Origin of the sequence: Clostridium sp. D46t1_190503_E9 (genome assembly GCF_015555225.1) — a bacterium.
Classification (GTDB): Bacteria; Bacillota; Clostridia; order Clostridiales; family Clostridiaceae; genus Clostridium.
Window position 1 is genome coordinate 265,624 of record NZ_JADNKB010000005.1, and the last position, 15,734, is coordinate 281,357.

The window sequence follows — 15,734 nt, forward strand, 5'->3', positions numbered from 1 at the left end:
GGAGTGATAAGGTGAAGTATGTTTATAATTTAGCAGTAAAAATGTCCATTTCAGCAACTGTATCATTAATACTTGCTAATTTATTAAATTTACAATTTTCAGCTGTTGCAGCTGTAATAGCAATTTTAAGTATTCAAGATACAAGAAAAAAAGCATTAATAGTTGGTAAAAATAGAGTAGTTGCTTGTGTAATAGCAATTTTATTATCAGTTTTAATATATGGTTTTATAGGACAAAATCCTATTACTTTTGCAATATTTCTTTTGATTTTTATACCAGTAACATCAAGATTAAATATATCTGAAGGAATGGTACCAGCTGTTGTATTATCAACTCATTTACTTATTGCAAATCCAATTAATTTTTATTGGGTGGTTAATGAAACTTTAATTATGATAGTTGGTGTTGGAGTAGCCTCTATAGCAAATTTATTTATGCCATCTCTCCAGTATAAATTTAATGAAGATAAGGAATATATAGAGAGAAATTATAGATTGATTTTGTCTAAAATGTCTAAGTCACTTGTAACTCATACTGTAGATATTGATGAGGAATTTCTAATGAAAGATTTAGAAATAAGGATAAATGAAAGCTGTGAAAGGGCTTATAAAATAGTAAACAATAGCTTTCTAAAAAGTGATTCTTATTATACTGATTATATGAATATGAGAAAAAATCAGTTTAATATAATAAAAAAGCTAAGATCTCATTTTGAAAAGTTTTATATGTCTTTTGAACAGACTCATATGATATCTAAGTTTACAAAAAGTGTTGCTGATCAAATTAAAGATACAAATGATTGTAAGGAGCTATTAGAAGAGCTAGAAATATTAAAAAATGATTTTAAAAAAATGGCATTGCCAAAGACAAGAGAAGAGTTTGAAAATAGAGCACAGCTTTTACAATTTTTAAACGATATGGAAGATTTACTAAATATGAAAAGGAATTTTGTTTTGAATTATAATTTGTTTATCAATAATAAGTAGAAATATCAAATTAAGTAAATATTTTACAACTATTAAGATGTGTTGTAAAATATTTATGGGAGATGATATTTATGGAAAATAATCAAATACTAGAATTAATAGATTTAAAAAAGAGTTTTGGAGAAAAACAAGTATTAAAGGGAATAGACCTCAAAATAAACAAGGGGACAATTATAGGATATATAGGACCAAATGGAGCAGGTAAAAGTACTACAGTTAAATTAATTATGGGACTAGTTACTGGATATACTGGAGAAATAAGAATATTTGGTGAAGATATATCTAATGGAGATGAGAGTTATAAAAGAAAATTAGGATATGTTCCTGAAGTACCTGAAATATATGATAGTTTAACAGGAAAAGAGTATCTTACTTTTATAGCGCAATTATATGAAATGGATTATGATAAAGCTGATGATAAGGCAAGAAAGCTTATGGACATATTAGGAATAGCAGATGTTTATGAAAAGAGAATTTCATCATATTCAAAAGGTATGAAGCAAAAGTTAATACTAATATCAAGCTTGCTTCATAATCCAGAAATATTATTTTTAGACGAGCCTTTAAGTGGGTTAGATGCTAATAGTGTAATGATTATTAAAGAGATACTTTCATATCTTGCAAAAGAAGGAAAAACAATTTTTTACTCATCTCATATAATGGAAGTAGTTGAAAAAATAAGTGATAGAATAATATTGATAAATAATGGTGAAATAGTTGCAGATGGAAATTTTGAAGAATTAAAGAGTAATTATAAGGAAAGTTCACTTGAAAGCATATTTAATGAAGTAACAGGATTCCACCAATATAAAGAATTAGCCGAAAACTTCATATCTGTAGTTAAAGAGGTATAGAAGTATGAAAGAGTTTAAAGTTATAAGATTATTAGATAGGCTTAGAGGGCTATATGAAAAAGCTGGAGTAGATTATGAGATTTTTAGAATAATACTTAAGGCTAAACTTACTATGGATGGTAGAAGGAAAGCAACTGTATTTAATAATGAAGCAAAAAAGAAAAATGGTGAGTCAAATGAGTTTTATAAAGCTTTAATAATATATGCTTTTATAGGATTATTCTTAGGATTAATGCTTATATTTAAAATGAATTTAATGTATCAAATGACAGTGTATTTTTCAGCCATAATGTTTATGATATTAACAATATTTATATCAGATTTTTCTTATGTAATTTTAGATGTGAGGGATAAAAATATTTTAGCAACAAGAGGGGTAAGTAGTAAAACTATAAATGCTGCAAAAATTACTCATGTTACTATTTATATAATTTATTTAACTCTATCATTGGTTGGAGTTTCACTTATAATATCTTTTAAGCAGGGAATAGGATACTTTCTAATCTTTCTTATTGAAATAATATTAATAGATATTTTCATGATTATTGTAACTGCATTGACGTATCTTTTAGTACTTAAGTTTTTTGATGGTGAAAAATTAAAGGATATGATAAATTTTGTTCAAATTGGATTAAGTATAGTTATGGTCTTAATATATCAAATTGTTCCAAGGTTATTTGGAGTTATAGATTTAAATAATATTACTTATAATAAACAGTTTTGGCACTTATTATTACCACCAATGTGGTTTGCTGCACCATTATCAATAATCGGTGGAGAAGGAATAACCATATATAAGATAGTTATGAGTGTACTAGCAATATTAATTCCTATAATATCTATATTAATTTATTTAAAGTTAACACCAACATTTGAAAAACATTTACAAAAGTTAAATAATAATAACGAAAAAGTCAATGAAAAAAGTAAGGGGTTAATAAGACTTGGCAAAATAATATGTAAAGATAGAGTTGAAAGAGCATTTTACAATTTTTCGATAGGAATAATTAATTCAGAAAGAGAATTTAAGCTTAAGGTTTATCCTAATGTTGCACTTGGAGTGATTTTTCCATTTCTTTTTATGGCAATAGGCTTCCAAGGAGAAAGTATAAGCAACATTAGAAATAGCTTAATTAATTCTAAGTTTTATCTATCAATATATTCTTTTGCTTTTATAATTCCTAATATACTAATGATGCTTAGGTATTCAGAAAAATATAATGGAGCATGGATATATGAGGTAGCACCAATAAAAAAGATATCTTCTATTTATAAAGGTGTCATCAAGGGAGCTTTATTTAAGCTTATAATACCTCCATATATTATTATATCTATAATATTTATAATTGTTTTTTCGTCTAGTGTAATAAAACATCTTATAGTAGCTTTTTTAGCTCTAATTTTAATCACAATATTAAATTTTTTAATTATGAAAAAGGAGTACCCATTTTCAACAAAGTTTGAGGGAGCTAATAATACTGGAGAAAGTTTAATAGCAGTTTTTCTTTCGATTATGTTAATACTTTTAGCTATAGGTATACATTATGTAGCAAGTCTTTTTAATATAGGAATACTAATTTATGGAGTGATTTTTTTGCTTTTGGATATTTGCCTATGGAAAGTTTCATTTAATGTTTCGAAAAAGAAATTAAGGGGATAAAAGATATAAATAAAATCATTTAGATAACTCTAAGTGATTTTATTTTGTTTTTAGTATATAATATATTTCAAAGATAAATGAAAATTTTAAGGAGATAAATTATGGCAAAAGTTATAGTTGTTGGAGCTGGACCTGCAGGGATAATGGCATCATTATCAGCTTCAAAAAATAATGAAGTTATTCTAATTGAAAGAAATAGTGAAATAGGTAAGAAGTTAAAGCTTACTGGTGGTGGAAGATGTAATATAACAAATAATAGAGATATAGAAGAATTTTTCGATAAAATAGTTACAAATAAGAAGTTTTTATATAGTGCACTTTATACTTTTCCTAATACTACTTTATTAGAATACTTTTCTAATAATAATTTAGAATATAAGGTTGAATACGATCAAAAGGTATTTACAAAAAGTGATAAAGCTGATGAAGTTATAGAAATATTTAAGAGAGATCTTATGAAAAGCGATGTTAAAGTTTTATATAACACTAAAGTAAATGATTTTATTGTTGAAGATGAAATTATTAAAGGTGTAATCACAGAAGAGGGAAAAAGAATATATGCAGATAGTGTTATTGTAACTACTGGTGGGAAAAGTCATCCAACTACAGGATCTGATGGTAGTATGTATGATATATTAGAAAAGTATGGACATACAATAAATCCATTATATCCAGCGTTAATTCCACTTGTAACAAAAGAAGGGTTTGTTAAAAATCTTCAAGGTGTATCAATGAAAGAAGTAGTTATAAGTACTACTATAAAAAAGAAAAAAATACAACGACAAGGAGATATGATATTCACTCATTTTGGAATATCTGGACCAGGTGTTTTAAAATTCTCATCGTACATAAATAAAATTTTAAAGGAAAAAGAAGTTGAAATAAAACTAGATTTTTTACCTGAAATATCTAAGGATGAGTTATCAAAAATAATTAGATCTAATCCAAATAAAAGTTTACTAAATAATTTAAAAGTATATTTACCTCAAAACTTTATAAAAGAAGTACTTAATATTTTAAATTTAAATGAAGTAAATATTCATGAAATGAAAAAAGAGGATGAATTAAAGCTTATAGAATATATAAAAGAAATGCCTTTAACTGTTGAGGATACTATCACAATAAAAGCTGCTATGGTTACTAGTGGAGGCGTTAGTGTAAAAGAAATAAATTCATCTACTATGGAATCTAAAAAAATTAAAAATTTATTCTTTGCTGGTGAAGTTATAGATATAGATGCGGAAACAGGAGGATATAATCTTCAAATGGCATTTTCAACTGGATATTTAGCAGGAACTAGTATTGATAATTAAAAAAACTTCAAATTTAAAGAAGTTTTATCATTAATAAAGTATTGTTTAAATTAAAAAAAGCTGAGAAACTCAGCTTTTTTTAGTTTGGAAGTGGTTGATATGTGCTCCTGTCTAGATATTCATTAATAACTAATTCACCATTTGAATTATATCCATATAGATAAGTGTCAGCACTTAGTGGTCCTAAAGGTACTGATACTGGTTCATATGTTATACCGCCCTTTACTGATTCATTTGACCAAAATTCAATAGTTAAATTACCATTTCCAGCATAAGTATTTACTACTACTGGATATTCAAAATTGTTAACAAATTTTAAATCAATTAGATTATCAGCTAATGTAGCGTCAAGGCCTATAGGAACATATGAAACTTTCATCATATGGTTAAGTCTTTCAGAAGGTATTATTCCTGCTCTTAACATAGTATTGTAAAGAGTTGAAGCAACTTGACATACACCGCCGCCTATACCAGGAACTACTTGTCCATTAACATAAGTATTAGCAGCTACGAAGCCATTTTCTATAGTAGTTGGACCTATTGCTTTTTCTGTAGAAAAAGTTTCACCAGGCATTACTATAATATTATCAATATTCCTTGCAGCAAGTTGAAGGTTTGTACCACTAGGGCCAGCTGAATAACTTGTTGAAAAAGCTGAAATTTTATTGTTTACATTACTTAAAGCACTAGCTTTAATATTAGCTTCAACAACATCAACGTTTCCAGTTACTTCTACTACATTTGGAGCTTTCATGTCTTTTATTTGAGATTTAATTTTATCTATTAAGTCAGCAGAATTTAATTTAAGTCCAGTTGAATCATTTGATATATTTATTGCTCCTCCAGAAATATCTATAGAAGCATTTATAGGACTAACATCTACAGCTGTAGATATACTAGATACAAATGAAGTTAATTTTTCATCATTAAAAAGAACCTCAAATTCATATTCTCTATTTTCTGGTTTTCTTAATAATTTTATTTTTTCAAAGAAACCTTCATTTTTTCCAAAACTTAAAATTTCATTTTCAAGTTCTTCATAGTTAATAGTTGCTTCTAGATCTTTATAAGAAATCTCAAAACTTTGTTCCTTCGCTTCAACATTTACTTTTTTGTTACTTATATCTTCAACTAAAGAAATAAGTGTAGTGTGTAAATCGTTATTATTTAACCCTGCTAAATCTTTATTTAGTATATAAGCACCAGGATAAACTTTATCTGCATAGTTATTTATTAATTTAGTACTTGAGATAATCCAATAACCAAGAATGGAAACTAGAATCAAAAATACTAGAAGTATGAATTTCCATGATTTTAAAATAGAAACTATACTTTTTTTATCAGTTTGTACCACTTCCTTAGGTGTTTCAGTATTAAGATTATTATTGCTCATAAATACCAACTTTCTATATAGTTACTTTATCATTTTCATGATATATATAGTTTACCGCGAAGAAATAATAATTTCAAGAATTTGTGGAAAAAATTACTAAAAATTATGGATTTTATATTATTTAATAATATAAATAAAGATTTAACTAAAATGATCGAAAGTAAATTATATGTTAATAAGTTAATATTAAATAATATTAAATAGTAATGATAAATTTTTCATATAAATTTCAATAAATAATTATAAGATTAATAGAGCCTTTAGTGATTATTATTTTATAATTAAGTTTGTATTTTATTGGCTTATAAAAATTAATTTTAAATAAAATGGGGATAGTATAAATTTTGAAATTATTATAAAAAGTATATATATTTACAAAAAGTTACTAAATGATTAAAATTATAACATAGCTAATGTAAAATAATAATTAGGGGGCAAACAATGAAAAAGAGAAGGTTAAGAAAAAGTAATAAGCATTATAAGAAAGGAAAGTCAAAAAAAATTAAGAAAAGGACAAGTACTATAGGTAAAAAGATTTTTAGTATTACAGTAACTGTAACAGTAATAGCGATGATAATACTGTTAACTATTAATATACTAATGTTTAGTAGATTGCTGAATTCAATTGAAAAAGATATATTAGCTAGGGGGAAAAATATTAAAGGAAGTATATCTACAGGGGATATTAGTGCTGTAATGCAAGATAAAATAACAGGAAGTTATGACTATAAAAAGTTAAAAAACGATTTATCCAATGCAAAAAGCAATGAAAATATTACATATGCAGCTATTTTAACTAAAGTTAACAACGAAAATGCTGAAATTATGGTAGATACAGAAAATAATATGCTTAATTTTGGTAAGAAAATAATATTAAATGATGAATTACATAAAGTTTTTGATGGAGAGGTTATATCAATTGAAGTAAAAGAGAAAAAAAACACTCTAATAAAATCATATTATCCAATTAAGGGGATTAGTGGGAGTGTTGATGCTATATTAGAGGTAAGTGACGATATTACACAAATTATAAATGTAAAAAAAGTAATACTTATTCAACTTGGTATATTAGCAATAATATTAATTATTGTTTACAGTATAGTATCATATGCTTTATCAAGGAGTATTAATAGAAATGTAAAAAAAGTCATAGATGGACTTGTGACAATTTCTGAGGGAGATTTAACTAAAGTAGTAGAAGTCAATAGTAATGATGAAATTAAGTTAATAGCTGAGTATATAAATATATTGAAAGAAAAAATTTCTAAAATGATAAACCAAATAATAATTTTATCAAATAAAGAAATTATTAATATAGAAAAGTTATCTAACTCAAGTAAGGAAATGGCAGCAGCTTCAGAAGAAGTTACAGCTACAATTCAAGAAGTTGATTCAAATATTTATATTCAAAACGAAGATACCAAAGAAATAAGCAGCTTACTCAATGGATTTGGAATATCAATTCAAGAAGTTAAAGAATTAATTAATGAAACTAATTATTTACTAACTAATGTAAATAATCAATTAAGTGGGAATAAAGAAGATTTAATAATGCTACAGAATTCAAAGATTGATATACAAAATTCTTCATCATATATGAATGATGAATTAAAAAAGTTATATTATTCATTAGAAAAAATAAAGAATATAGCTATTTTTATAGATTCAATAGCAGATCAAACTAATTTATTAGCATTAAATGCATCCATTGAAGCAGCAAGGGTTGGTGAAGCTGGAAAGGGATTTGCAGTTGTAGCAAATGAAATAAGAAAACTTGCAGAAGAGGTTAAAAGTTCATCTCTTGATATTGATAAGCTACTAACAGATGTAATAAAAGAAGGTAATGAGGTAAAAGAAACTTCAAATGTTATGAATTTTAAGTTAGAAAAGCAATATGGTGTAATAGATAGCTCTATATTATCTTTTAAAGATATAGTAGATAAAATCATTGAAATAGTTCCTAAAATGACAGATGTAAATAATAAAATGGATAAAGTATCATCAGAGAAAAATACTATTATAGATTCAATAGAGAAATCAAGGATATTATTAGATGAAATATCACATTCTTCAGAAGAAATAAAAACTTTTTCAAGAGAATTAAGTATTATGGCTCAAGGAGTTGCAGAAGTCGGTGAAGAGTTAAATAATAATTCTAATGAAAAAAATATTGAAATCAATAAGTTTAGGATAAATTAAATTAAGTTTTAGGGATATATGCAATGTATATTATGTACTTTTATGCTTTTTATTAGAAAGTAAGAAATTTAGAATACTCATATTAATAAAACATAAATAACATTTTAATGGATTTAGATATGCAATATAAAAGGATAAAATAATATTATAAGATTTCAGATTGAAGGAGTGATATTATGAAGGCGGAAAACAAAATTCTTAAGTTTTCAGCAATTGGTGGATTGTTCTTCGCTGTCTTAGGTATTGCATGGGGATGAGCTATACACTCGGAAATGATAGCTTTTGATGGATTATACTCATTTGTAAGTCTAGGACTAGCAGTATTTGCAATTATTACTACTAATTTTATTAATAAAAGTGATTTTAAAAATTATCCTTTTGGAAAGGCAACATTAGAGCCAATTCTAGTTATTATTAAATCATTAGTACTTTTAATAATGTGTGTAATAACTATGTTTTCTTCGATAAAGCAAGTTTTAAATGGTGGAAATGATGTTGAGGCAGGTTTTGCGTTAGGATATGCATTAATTTCATCCGTTGGATGTACTGTAGTTTATTTATACATGAGAAAATCATCAAAGAATCTTAATTCCGAGATAGTTAAAGTTGAAAGTAGCCAATGGCTTATGGATTCTATGTTAAGTATAGGAGTGTTGGTAGGATTTTTAATTACAATTATTTTAAAGTATATTGGATTAGAAAATTTAGCAAGTTATGTTGATCCAGGAATGGTTATTTTAAGTTCAATAATATTCTTGAAAATGCCTATAACTTCTATAATAGAAGCTTTCAGAGAAATAACAAACTCTACAGCTGATGATCAAATAAACTATGACATAAGTTTATTAGTAAAAGAAATTGAAGAGGAATATAACTTAGAAGAGTCTATAGCAAGAGTAGCAAAAGTAGGAAGAGAACTTAGAATAGAAATTGATTTTATAGTATCTAAAGATTCGAAAATAAAGTCTATAGATGATATGGATAAAGTAAGAGAAATAATAGATAAAAATACAAACCATTTTGATTTGAAAAAGTGGATGAATGTATCATTTACTAAAAATAAAAAATGGGCTATATAAAAACTACCCTAGAATTTATCTAGGGTAGTTTTTTGTATAAATATTTTACTAATTAATAAAAATATGGTATTTTAAAAGTATATTTATAATTTTATCTAAGGAAAAGTCGGTGAGGGTATAATGGTAACTGAGAAATATTCTTCTGAGAATGTAAAAGAAATTATTGATGGCGTAATAGAAGAGATTAATATAGGGAAATCTAAAATCTTTCATATAGCAGATACTATGAGAGATGAATTAGAAATTAAAAAGAAAGAACTTAAGGCTGTTAAGAGTGGACTTTCTAAAGTTATTGATGAAGTAGATTATTTAGAAAAAATTGATAAAGCAATGAGAAATAAATTAGTAGAGGAATCAAAAAAATTATCTCAGGTTGATTCTGATTTGTTTAAAGATATATATGAAGAAGCGTTAGATATTAGAGTAAGATATATAACAAAACAAAATGAAGAAAAAGAGCTAATTTTAAAAAGAGATATTTTAGAAAGAACCTTGAAAAATTATAGCTTAAGTATAGAAGAGGCACAAGGAGCGGTTAATCAAATTAATATAGCATTAGGATATCTAGAAGGTAATGTTTTAGATATAATAAAAGACCAAGATGAAAAGTCTCAAATGATAACTGGAATAAAGATATTGGAAAATCAGGAGTTAGAAAGGCAAAGAATAGCAAGAGAAATACATGATGGACCAGCTCAATACATTGCAAATGTATTGATGCGCGTGGATTTTTGTAAAGTAGTAGTTAAAAAAGACCTTGAAAAAGGAATAAATGAATTAGATGATTTGAAATCCAATATAAGAATGGCATTAAAAGAAGTAAGAGGTATAATTTATGATTTAAGGCCTCTACACTTAGAAGAACTTGGGTTAATGGAAGCTATAAAAGATATGATAAATATTATATCAGCAGAAGCTAACATAAAAATAGATATTAATGTTGATGAGTCAAACTATGAAGTAGAAAAAATAATGCAGATTGCTATATATAGGATTATACAGGAAATATTAAATAATATTAAAAAACATTCCAAAGCAAAATATGTTTACTTAAGAATTAATTATATTAAAGATTATATATATATTTATCTTCAAGATGATGGTATAGGTTTTGATGTGCAAGAAACTTTAATAAATACTAAACAAAAAGGAAATCGTTATGGATTGATTGGTATATTTGAAAGGGTAGAACAATTAAGAGGGAAAATAGAAGTAAAATCTTCAAAAGGTGAAGGAACTATATATAAAATAAAACTTCCAATAAACAGAAAGGTAATAAAAAATGATTAATGATAAAATTAGGGTTATAGTAGTAGATGATCATGATTTGATAAGAGAAGGATTAAATAGAATAATAAGTTTTGAAGAAGATTTAATAATATGTGGAGAGTTTAGAAATGGTGAAGAGCTACTTAATAACATAAAAGAGTATGATCCAGATGTTATATTGTTAGACATAAATATGCCTGGAAAAAATGGAATAGAAACTTTAAAAATATTAAAGATATTATATCCTAATATTAAAATAGTTATGCTAACTGTAGAAAATGATAGAAAGACTATAATGGAGTCAATAGATATTGGTGCAGATGCATATATATTAAAAGAATCAGCAGGAAGTGAAATTGTAAATGCTATAAGAAATGTGTATTTAGATGAAAAGTATATAGACAAGTCTCTAATAAAAGCTATGTTTTTAGATATTAAAAATGATGTTATGTGGAAAAATAAAGAAATAGAATCTTTGAAATTACTAACAAATAGAGAATTAAATATACTATATGAGATTTCGAAAGGGTTAAAAAATAAGGAAATTGCAGAGAAGTTATTTTTATCAGAAAAGACAGTGAAAAATTATATTACAAGCATATTTAAAAAAATTGAAGTAGAAGATAGAGTCCAAGCTACTATATATGCTTTAAGGAATAATGTGGCAGATTTTTACAATGATAAATTAAATAATGAAAATAAAATGTTAAAAAAATGACGAAAAATGATATTTGGTTTACGTTTTCAAAAGGAAGTTCAATAATAAGTAGATATTATAAATAATGTGTTGCTGATTAATAAAATATGCTATTTTATTAATAAAATAAACCGATATTAAATATATATGTAAAAAAATATGACGATATGTAATAAAACGTTAATTTATGTTATATAAATAAATGAATTTATCATATAAATAAAGGATAATAATTTAACAGTATTGTTGAAAAAAAAACAAAGTCAGTATAGAATTATCTTGTAAATATCATTTTAGGGGGATAAATTTTATGATATCAAAAAAATTAATTGCTGTATGTTTATTATCAACTGCATTATTAGTTGGATGTGGAAGTAAAGAGGCTTCAACTTCAAATAATAATAGCTCAAGCTCAACAGAAAAAAGTGAGAAATTCACAGGAACAAAAAAATATGAAACATTATATGACGCAACTGGAGCAAAAGGTGACGTTATAGTAACTGAAGTTGAATTTAAAGAGGGGGAACCGGTAAAGGTTTCACTAGATGTTCGTCAAGAAGATGGAACAATGAAAAAAGAAGAAGCTAAAAAAGGTAATTATGTAATGAAAGAAGGCGAAGCTAAAAACTGGGGAGAACAAATGGAGTTATTAGAAGCTTTCTTGAACGAAAACAAAGTTGATGTATCTAAAGTAAAATTAACTAATGATGCTGGAAATACAGACGCAGTATCAGGAGTATCAATTAAGGTTGGAGCTTATGTAAATGCAGTTAAAGAAGTTATAGATGCAGTTAAAGAAGGTAAGGAATTAGAAACTGGATTCACTGGAGCTAAAATAGCTGAAACTCCATATGATTCAACTGGAGAGAAAAAAGATATGGTAGTTACAAAAGTTGTATTTAACCATGGAAAACCAGTTGGAGTTAATATAGATGTTAAACAAGAAGACGGTTCAATGAAGAAAAAAGCTTCTGAAGAAGGTAAATATGTAATGAAGGAAGGCGAAGCTAAACACTGGCATGAACAAATGGGATTATTAGAAAAGTTCATGGTTGAGAATAATTTCGATCTTTCAAAAATAAAATTAACTAATGATGATGGAAATACAGATGCAGTATCAGGAGTTTCAATTAAGGTTGGAACTTATGTAAAAGCTGTACAAGATGTTTTAGATTCAGTTAAGTAAAAATTTTTAGCCACCTATTTTGGGTGGCTTTTTTGTTTTATAGTATAAATTTTTTATTATAATAGAGTTTTAAATTTACTAAAATACTATCAATTAAACTTGGGGGAGTTAAATATAAATTACATTTAAGTTTATATAGATGTAATTATAAAACATTTAAATGAAAGATATTAAGTTATAACACAAATTAATAATATATAAATTGTATCAAAATACAAAATATTAAATATATGTAAACTAAATGAATATATTTGTTGACTGAATAGTATAGTCATAGTAGAATGATCTGGAAATATTTTCTTTATTAATAAAGGTAGGTGAGTATATGATAAAAGTTGAAAATTTAAGTAAGGAATTTAAAAGTAATAAAAAGTATCCAGGATTTAAAGGTGCTATAAAATCATTTTTTTCTAGGGAATATATAGTCAAGAAAGCTGTTGATAATATTAGTTTTGAAATAGAAGATGGGGAAATTGTTGGATATATAGGGGCAAATGGTGCAGGTAAGTCTACGACTATAAAAATGATGACAGGAATTTTAACTCCATCATCTGGAACTATTTCTATAAATGGGTTAATTCCATATGAAAATAGAGAAAAAAACGCTAAGGATATAGGAGTTGTTTTTGGACAAAGGACACAATTGTGGTGGGATTTGCCTCTTTCTGAAACCTTTTCTTTATTAAAAGATATTTATGATGTAAATGATAACGATTTTAAAGAAAGGATGGAATTTTTAAATGAAGTTTTAGAAATAAATGAGTTTATCCTTAGTCCAGTAAGAACATTATCTCTTGGTCAAAGGATGAGGGCTGATTTAGCAGCAGCATTATTACATAATCCTAGAATTATATATCTAGATGAGCCAACAATAGGATTAGATGTAGTTGTAAAAGAAAAAGTTAGAAGTGCAATAAAAGAAATTAACAAGAAATATGGGACTACAGTCATTCTTACAACTCATGATTTAAATGATATAGAAGAATTATGTAATAGAATCATTATAATAGATAATGGAACAAAGATATATGATGGGAGCTTAAAAGATATTAAAGATAACTATGGATACATAACAACTATAGAGGCTCAAGTTAAGAGTTTAAAGGGATATGAAAACTTTGATATTAATAATGAAATGAATATTAGTAAAGAAAATTTAGAAATGAAGGCTTTAGACAATAAAATTATTGTTAGATTTAATAGAAACTTTACAAACCAAGCGGAAATAATATCTAAAATAATATCTAAATTTAATGTTTTAGATTTTTCAATTTTTGAGACAAGTATTGAAGACATTATAAAGAAGATATATAGAAAAGAGGTGTAAATATTGAAGTCTTTTTTTGACATAAAATCATATTTAACCTTTACAAAGAATACATTTCAAAAAAATCTGTCATATAGAGCAAATGCTATAATATTCTTTATAGGAGAACTAATGTTATTATTTGTAACTTTTTATTTGTGGAAGGCTATATATAGAAGCTCTGACAGTATGATTATAAAAGGATTTAGCTTAAATGAGATGATAGTTTATGTACTTATTTCATTTATAACAGCTATAATTGTAAATGCGGATATAGTTTATCTAATAAGTGGAGAAGTTAAGGATGGGTCAATAGCTATAAATTTAATTAGACCAATAAACTTCAGAAAAAGAATGTTTTTTGAATCACTAGGAAATTTAATGTATAACTTTATAGTAGTATTTTTTATAGGTTTTGTAGTAGTTACTATATTACAGTTTAGCTATAGTGGAAAAATTTCTATGGTAAATACAATTTTATATTTAATCAGTATTTTTGCAGGATTTCTTATTAATTTTTGTTATAGTTATATGTTTGGATTATTATCTTTTAAAATAACAAATATGTGGGGATTAACACAAATTATGAATGCTATATCACAATTGCTATCTGGAGCATTAATACCAATAGTATTTTTCCCAAGCTGGATGCAAGGAATTTTTAATTTTCTTCCTTTTAGCTCTATGATATATACACCTAGTATGATATATCTAGGAAAACTAACTAATATTGAAATTATTAAGGCAATATCTATTCAATTTTTGTGGGTAATAATACTTATGATTATTGGTAGGCAGATGTGGAAGGCATTAATAAAAGAATTAACTATATTAGGAGGATAAAATGGTTAAATATATAAAATTATATTCGAAATTTCTTAAGCAATATATAAAGACCCTAATGGAATATAGGATTGATTTTGTATTAGGGTTGATTGGGTTTATTTTGATTCAACTAGCTGGTGTTGTATTTATTAAATTAATTTTTAGCGTTATTCCAACATTAGATGGATGGGGTTTTTATGAAATTTTATTTATTTATGGATTTGCACAAATACCTAGGGGAATAGATCATATATTTACCGATTATTTATGGATATTCAGTTGGAAAACCATAGTTAAAGGCGAATTCGATAAATATTTATTGAGACCTATAAATCCATTATTTCAAGTTATATCAGAAAGTGTTCAGCTAGATGGTTTAGGAGAAGTTATAATAGGGTTTATTTTACTAGTAACAGCATCAATAAATTTAAATATTTCTTATAATCCAATGAAAATACTAGAATTTATTTTTGTAACCATGTGTGCAACTTTAATATATACTTCAATAAAACTTGCAACATCATCTATAGCATTTTGGGTTAAATTTTCACAATCATATATGTCTATGGCATATTCAATAAGTACCTTTGCAAAATATCCTATAAGCATTTATCCAAGTGCGATAAAATTTATATTAACATTTATTATCCCCTTTGCTTTTACAGGATATTATCCAGGTGCATATTTTATTGGAAAAGGAAATGAATTAACTGGAATTATTTTACCGTTTATTGTTAGTTTGGTAGCTATAACATTATCATATAAAATATGGTTAAAAGGTATTAGCGTATATGAAAGTGCTGGAAGTTAAGTGATAGACATATGTATACTAAAAGGTATATATATGTCTTTTTATTTTAATAATAAATGGTGATAACAATAAATATTAGTATTCTTTTTATAAGACACATCAATATTATATTATTTACAAAATAACATAAATTTGCATTTTTAATGAGAATTATTA

General features: G+C 25.7%; 13 protein-coding genes. 12 read left to right on the forward strand and 1 reads right to left on the reverse strand.

Annotated features, from left to right (window positions below; all coding sequences use genetic code 11):
• Nucleotides 1-11: 11 nt before the first annotated feature.
• From I2E83_RS08035 to I2E83_RS08050, 4 genes are all read left to right on the forward strand, one after another.
• Nucleotides 12-986, forward strand: a complete 975-nt coding sequence (locus I2E83_RS08035; protein ID WP_195264324.1) for an aromatic acid exporter family protein — start codon at nt 12-14, stop codon at nt 984-986.
• A 71-nt stretch (nt 987-1,057) separates the two neighbouring features.
• Complete coding sequence (locus tag I2E83_RS08040) at nt 1,058-1,840, forward strand: ABC transporter ATP-binding protein (protein ID WP_195264325.1); 783 nt, start codon at nt 1,058-1,060, stop codon at nt 1,838-1,840.
• 4 nt (nt 1,841-1,844) lie between these two features.
• A complete protein-coding gene (locus tag I2E83_RS08045) occupies nt 1,845-3,500 on the forward strand; it encodes a hypothetical protein (protein WP_195264326.1) in 1,656 nt (551 codons plus the stop codon).
• Nucleotides 3,501-3,601: 101 nt separating this feature from the next.
• Nucleotides 3,602-4,813: an NAD(P)/FAD-dependent oxidoreductase gene (locus I2E83_RS08050; RefSeq protein ID WP_195264327.1), complete on the forward strand. Its 1,212-nt coding sequence runs from the start codon at nt 3,602-3,604 to the stop codon at nt 4,811-4,813.
• Nucleotides 4,814-4,892: 79 nt separating this feature from the next.
• Here I2E83_RS08050 and I2E83_RS08055 read toward each other — a convergent pair whose 3' ends face one another.
• The gene (locus tag I2E83_RS08055) at nt 4,893-6,206 is read right to left on the reverse strand and encodes a VanW family protein (protein WP_195264328.1); all 1,314 of its coding nucleotides are present in this window, start codon (nt 6,204-6,206) and stop codon (nt 4,893-4,895) included.
• A 441-nt stretch (nt 6,207-6,647) separates the two neighbouring features.
• On the opposite strand from I2E83_RS08055, the gene I2E83_RS08060 reads away from it, so the two are divergent.
• The 8 genes from I2E83_RS08060 to I2E83_RS08095 all read left to right on the forward strand — a co-directional run bounded on the left by I2E83_RS08060 (nt 6,648) and on the right by I2E83_RS08095 (nt 15,578).
• The gene (locus tag I2E83_RS08060) at nt 6,648-8,405 is read left to right on the forward strand and encodes a methyl-accepting chemotaxis protein (RefSeq protein WP_195264329.1); all 1,758 of its coding nucleotides are present in this window, start codon (nt 6,648-6,650) and stop codon (nt 8,403-8,405) included.
• A 272-nt stretch (nt 8,406-8,677) separates the two neighbouring features.
• Nucleotides 8,678-9,484 carry a cation transporter gene (locus I2E83_RS08065; RefSeq protein ID WP_195264330.1) on the forward strand — a complete coding sequence of 269 codons (807 nt, stop codon included), beginning with the start codon at nt 8,678-8,680 and terminating at the stop codon, nt 9,482-9,484.
• 120 nt (nt 9,485-9,604) lie between these two features.
• Nucleotides 9,605-10,774: a sensor histidine kinase gene (locus I2E83_RS08070; RefSeq protein WP_195264331.1), complete on the forward strand. Its 1,170-nt coding sequence runs from the start codon at nt 9,605-9,607 to the stop codon at nt 10,772-10,774.
• Nucleotides 10,767-11,471, forward strand: coding sequence for a response regulator transcription factor (locus tag I2E83_RS08075; RefSeq protein WP_195264332.1), 705 nt, complete (start codon nt 10,767-10,769; stop codon nt 11,469-11,471). Before I2E83_RS08070 ends, I2E83_RS08075 begins: the two co-directional genes overlap by 8 nt.
• Before the next feature lie 289 nt (nt 11,472-11,760).
• The gene (locus tag I2E83_RS08080; RefSeq protein WP_195264333.1) at nt 11,761-12,636 is read left to right on the forward strand and encodes a hypothetical protein; all 876 of its coding nucleotides are present in this window, start codon (nt 11,761-11,763) and stop codon (nt 12,634-12,636) included.
• 325 nt (nt 12,637-12,961) lie between these two features.
• Nucleotides 12,962-13,963, forward strand: coding sequence for an ATP-binding cassette domain-containing protein (locus I2E83_RS08085; protein ID WP_195264334.1), 1,002 nt, complete (start codon nt 12,962-12,964; stop codon nt 13,961-13,963).
• Nucleotides 13,964-13,966: 3 nt separating this feature from the next.
• Nucleotides 13,967-14,785: an ABC-2 family transporter protein gene (locus tag I2E83_RS08090; RefSeq protein ID WP_195264335.1), complete on the forward strand. Its 819-nt coding sequence runs from the start codon at nt 13,967-13,969 to the stop codon at nt 14,783-14,785.
• A gap of 1 nt (nt 14,786) precedes the next feature.
• Complete coding sequence (locus I2E83_RS08095) at nt 14,787-15,578, forward strand: ABC-2 family transporter protein (protein ID WP_195264336.1); 792 nt, start codon at nt 14,787-14,789, stop codon at nt 15,576-15,578.
• Nucleotides 15,579-15,734: the final 156 nt, after the last annotated feature.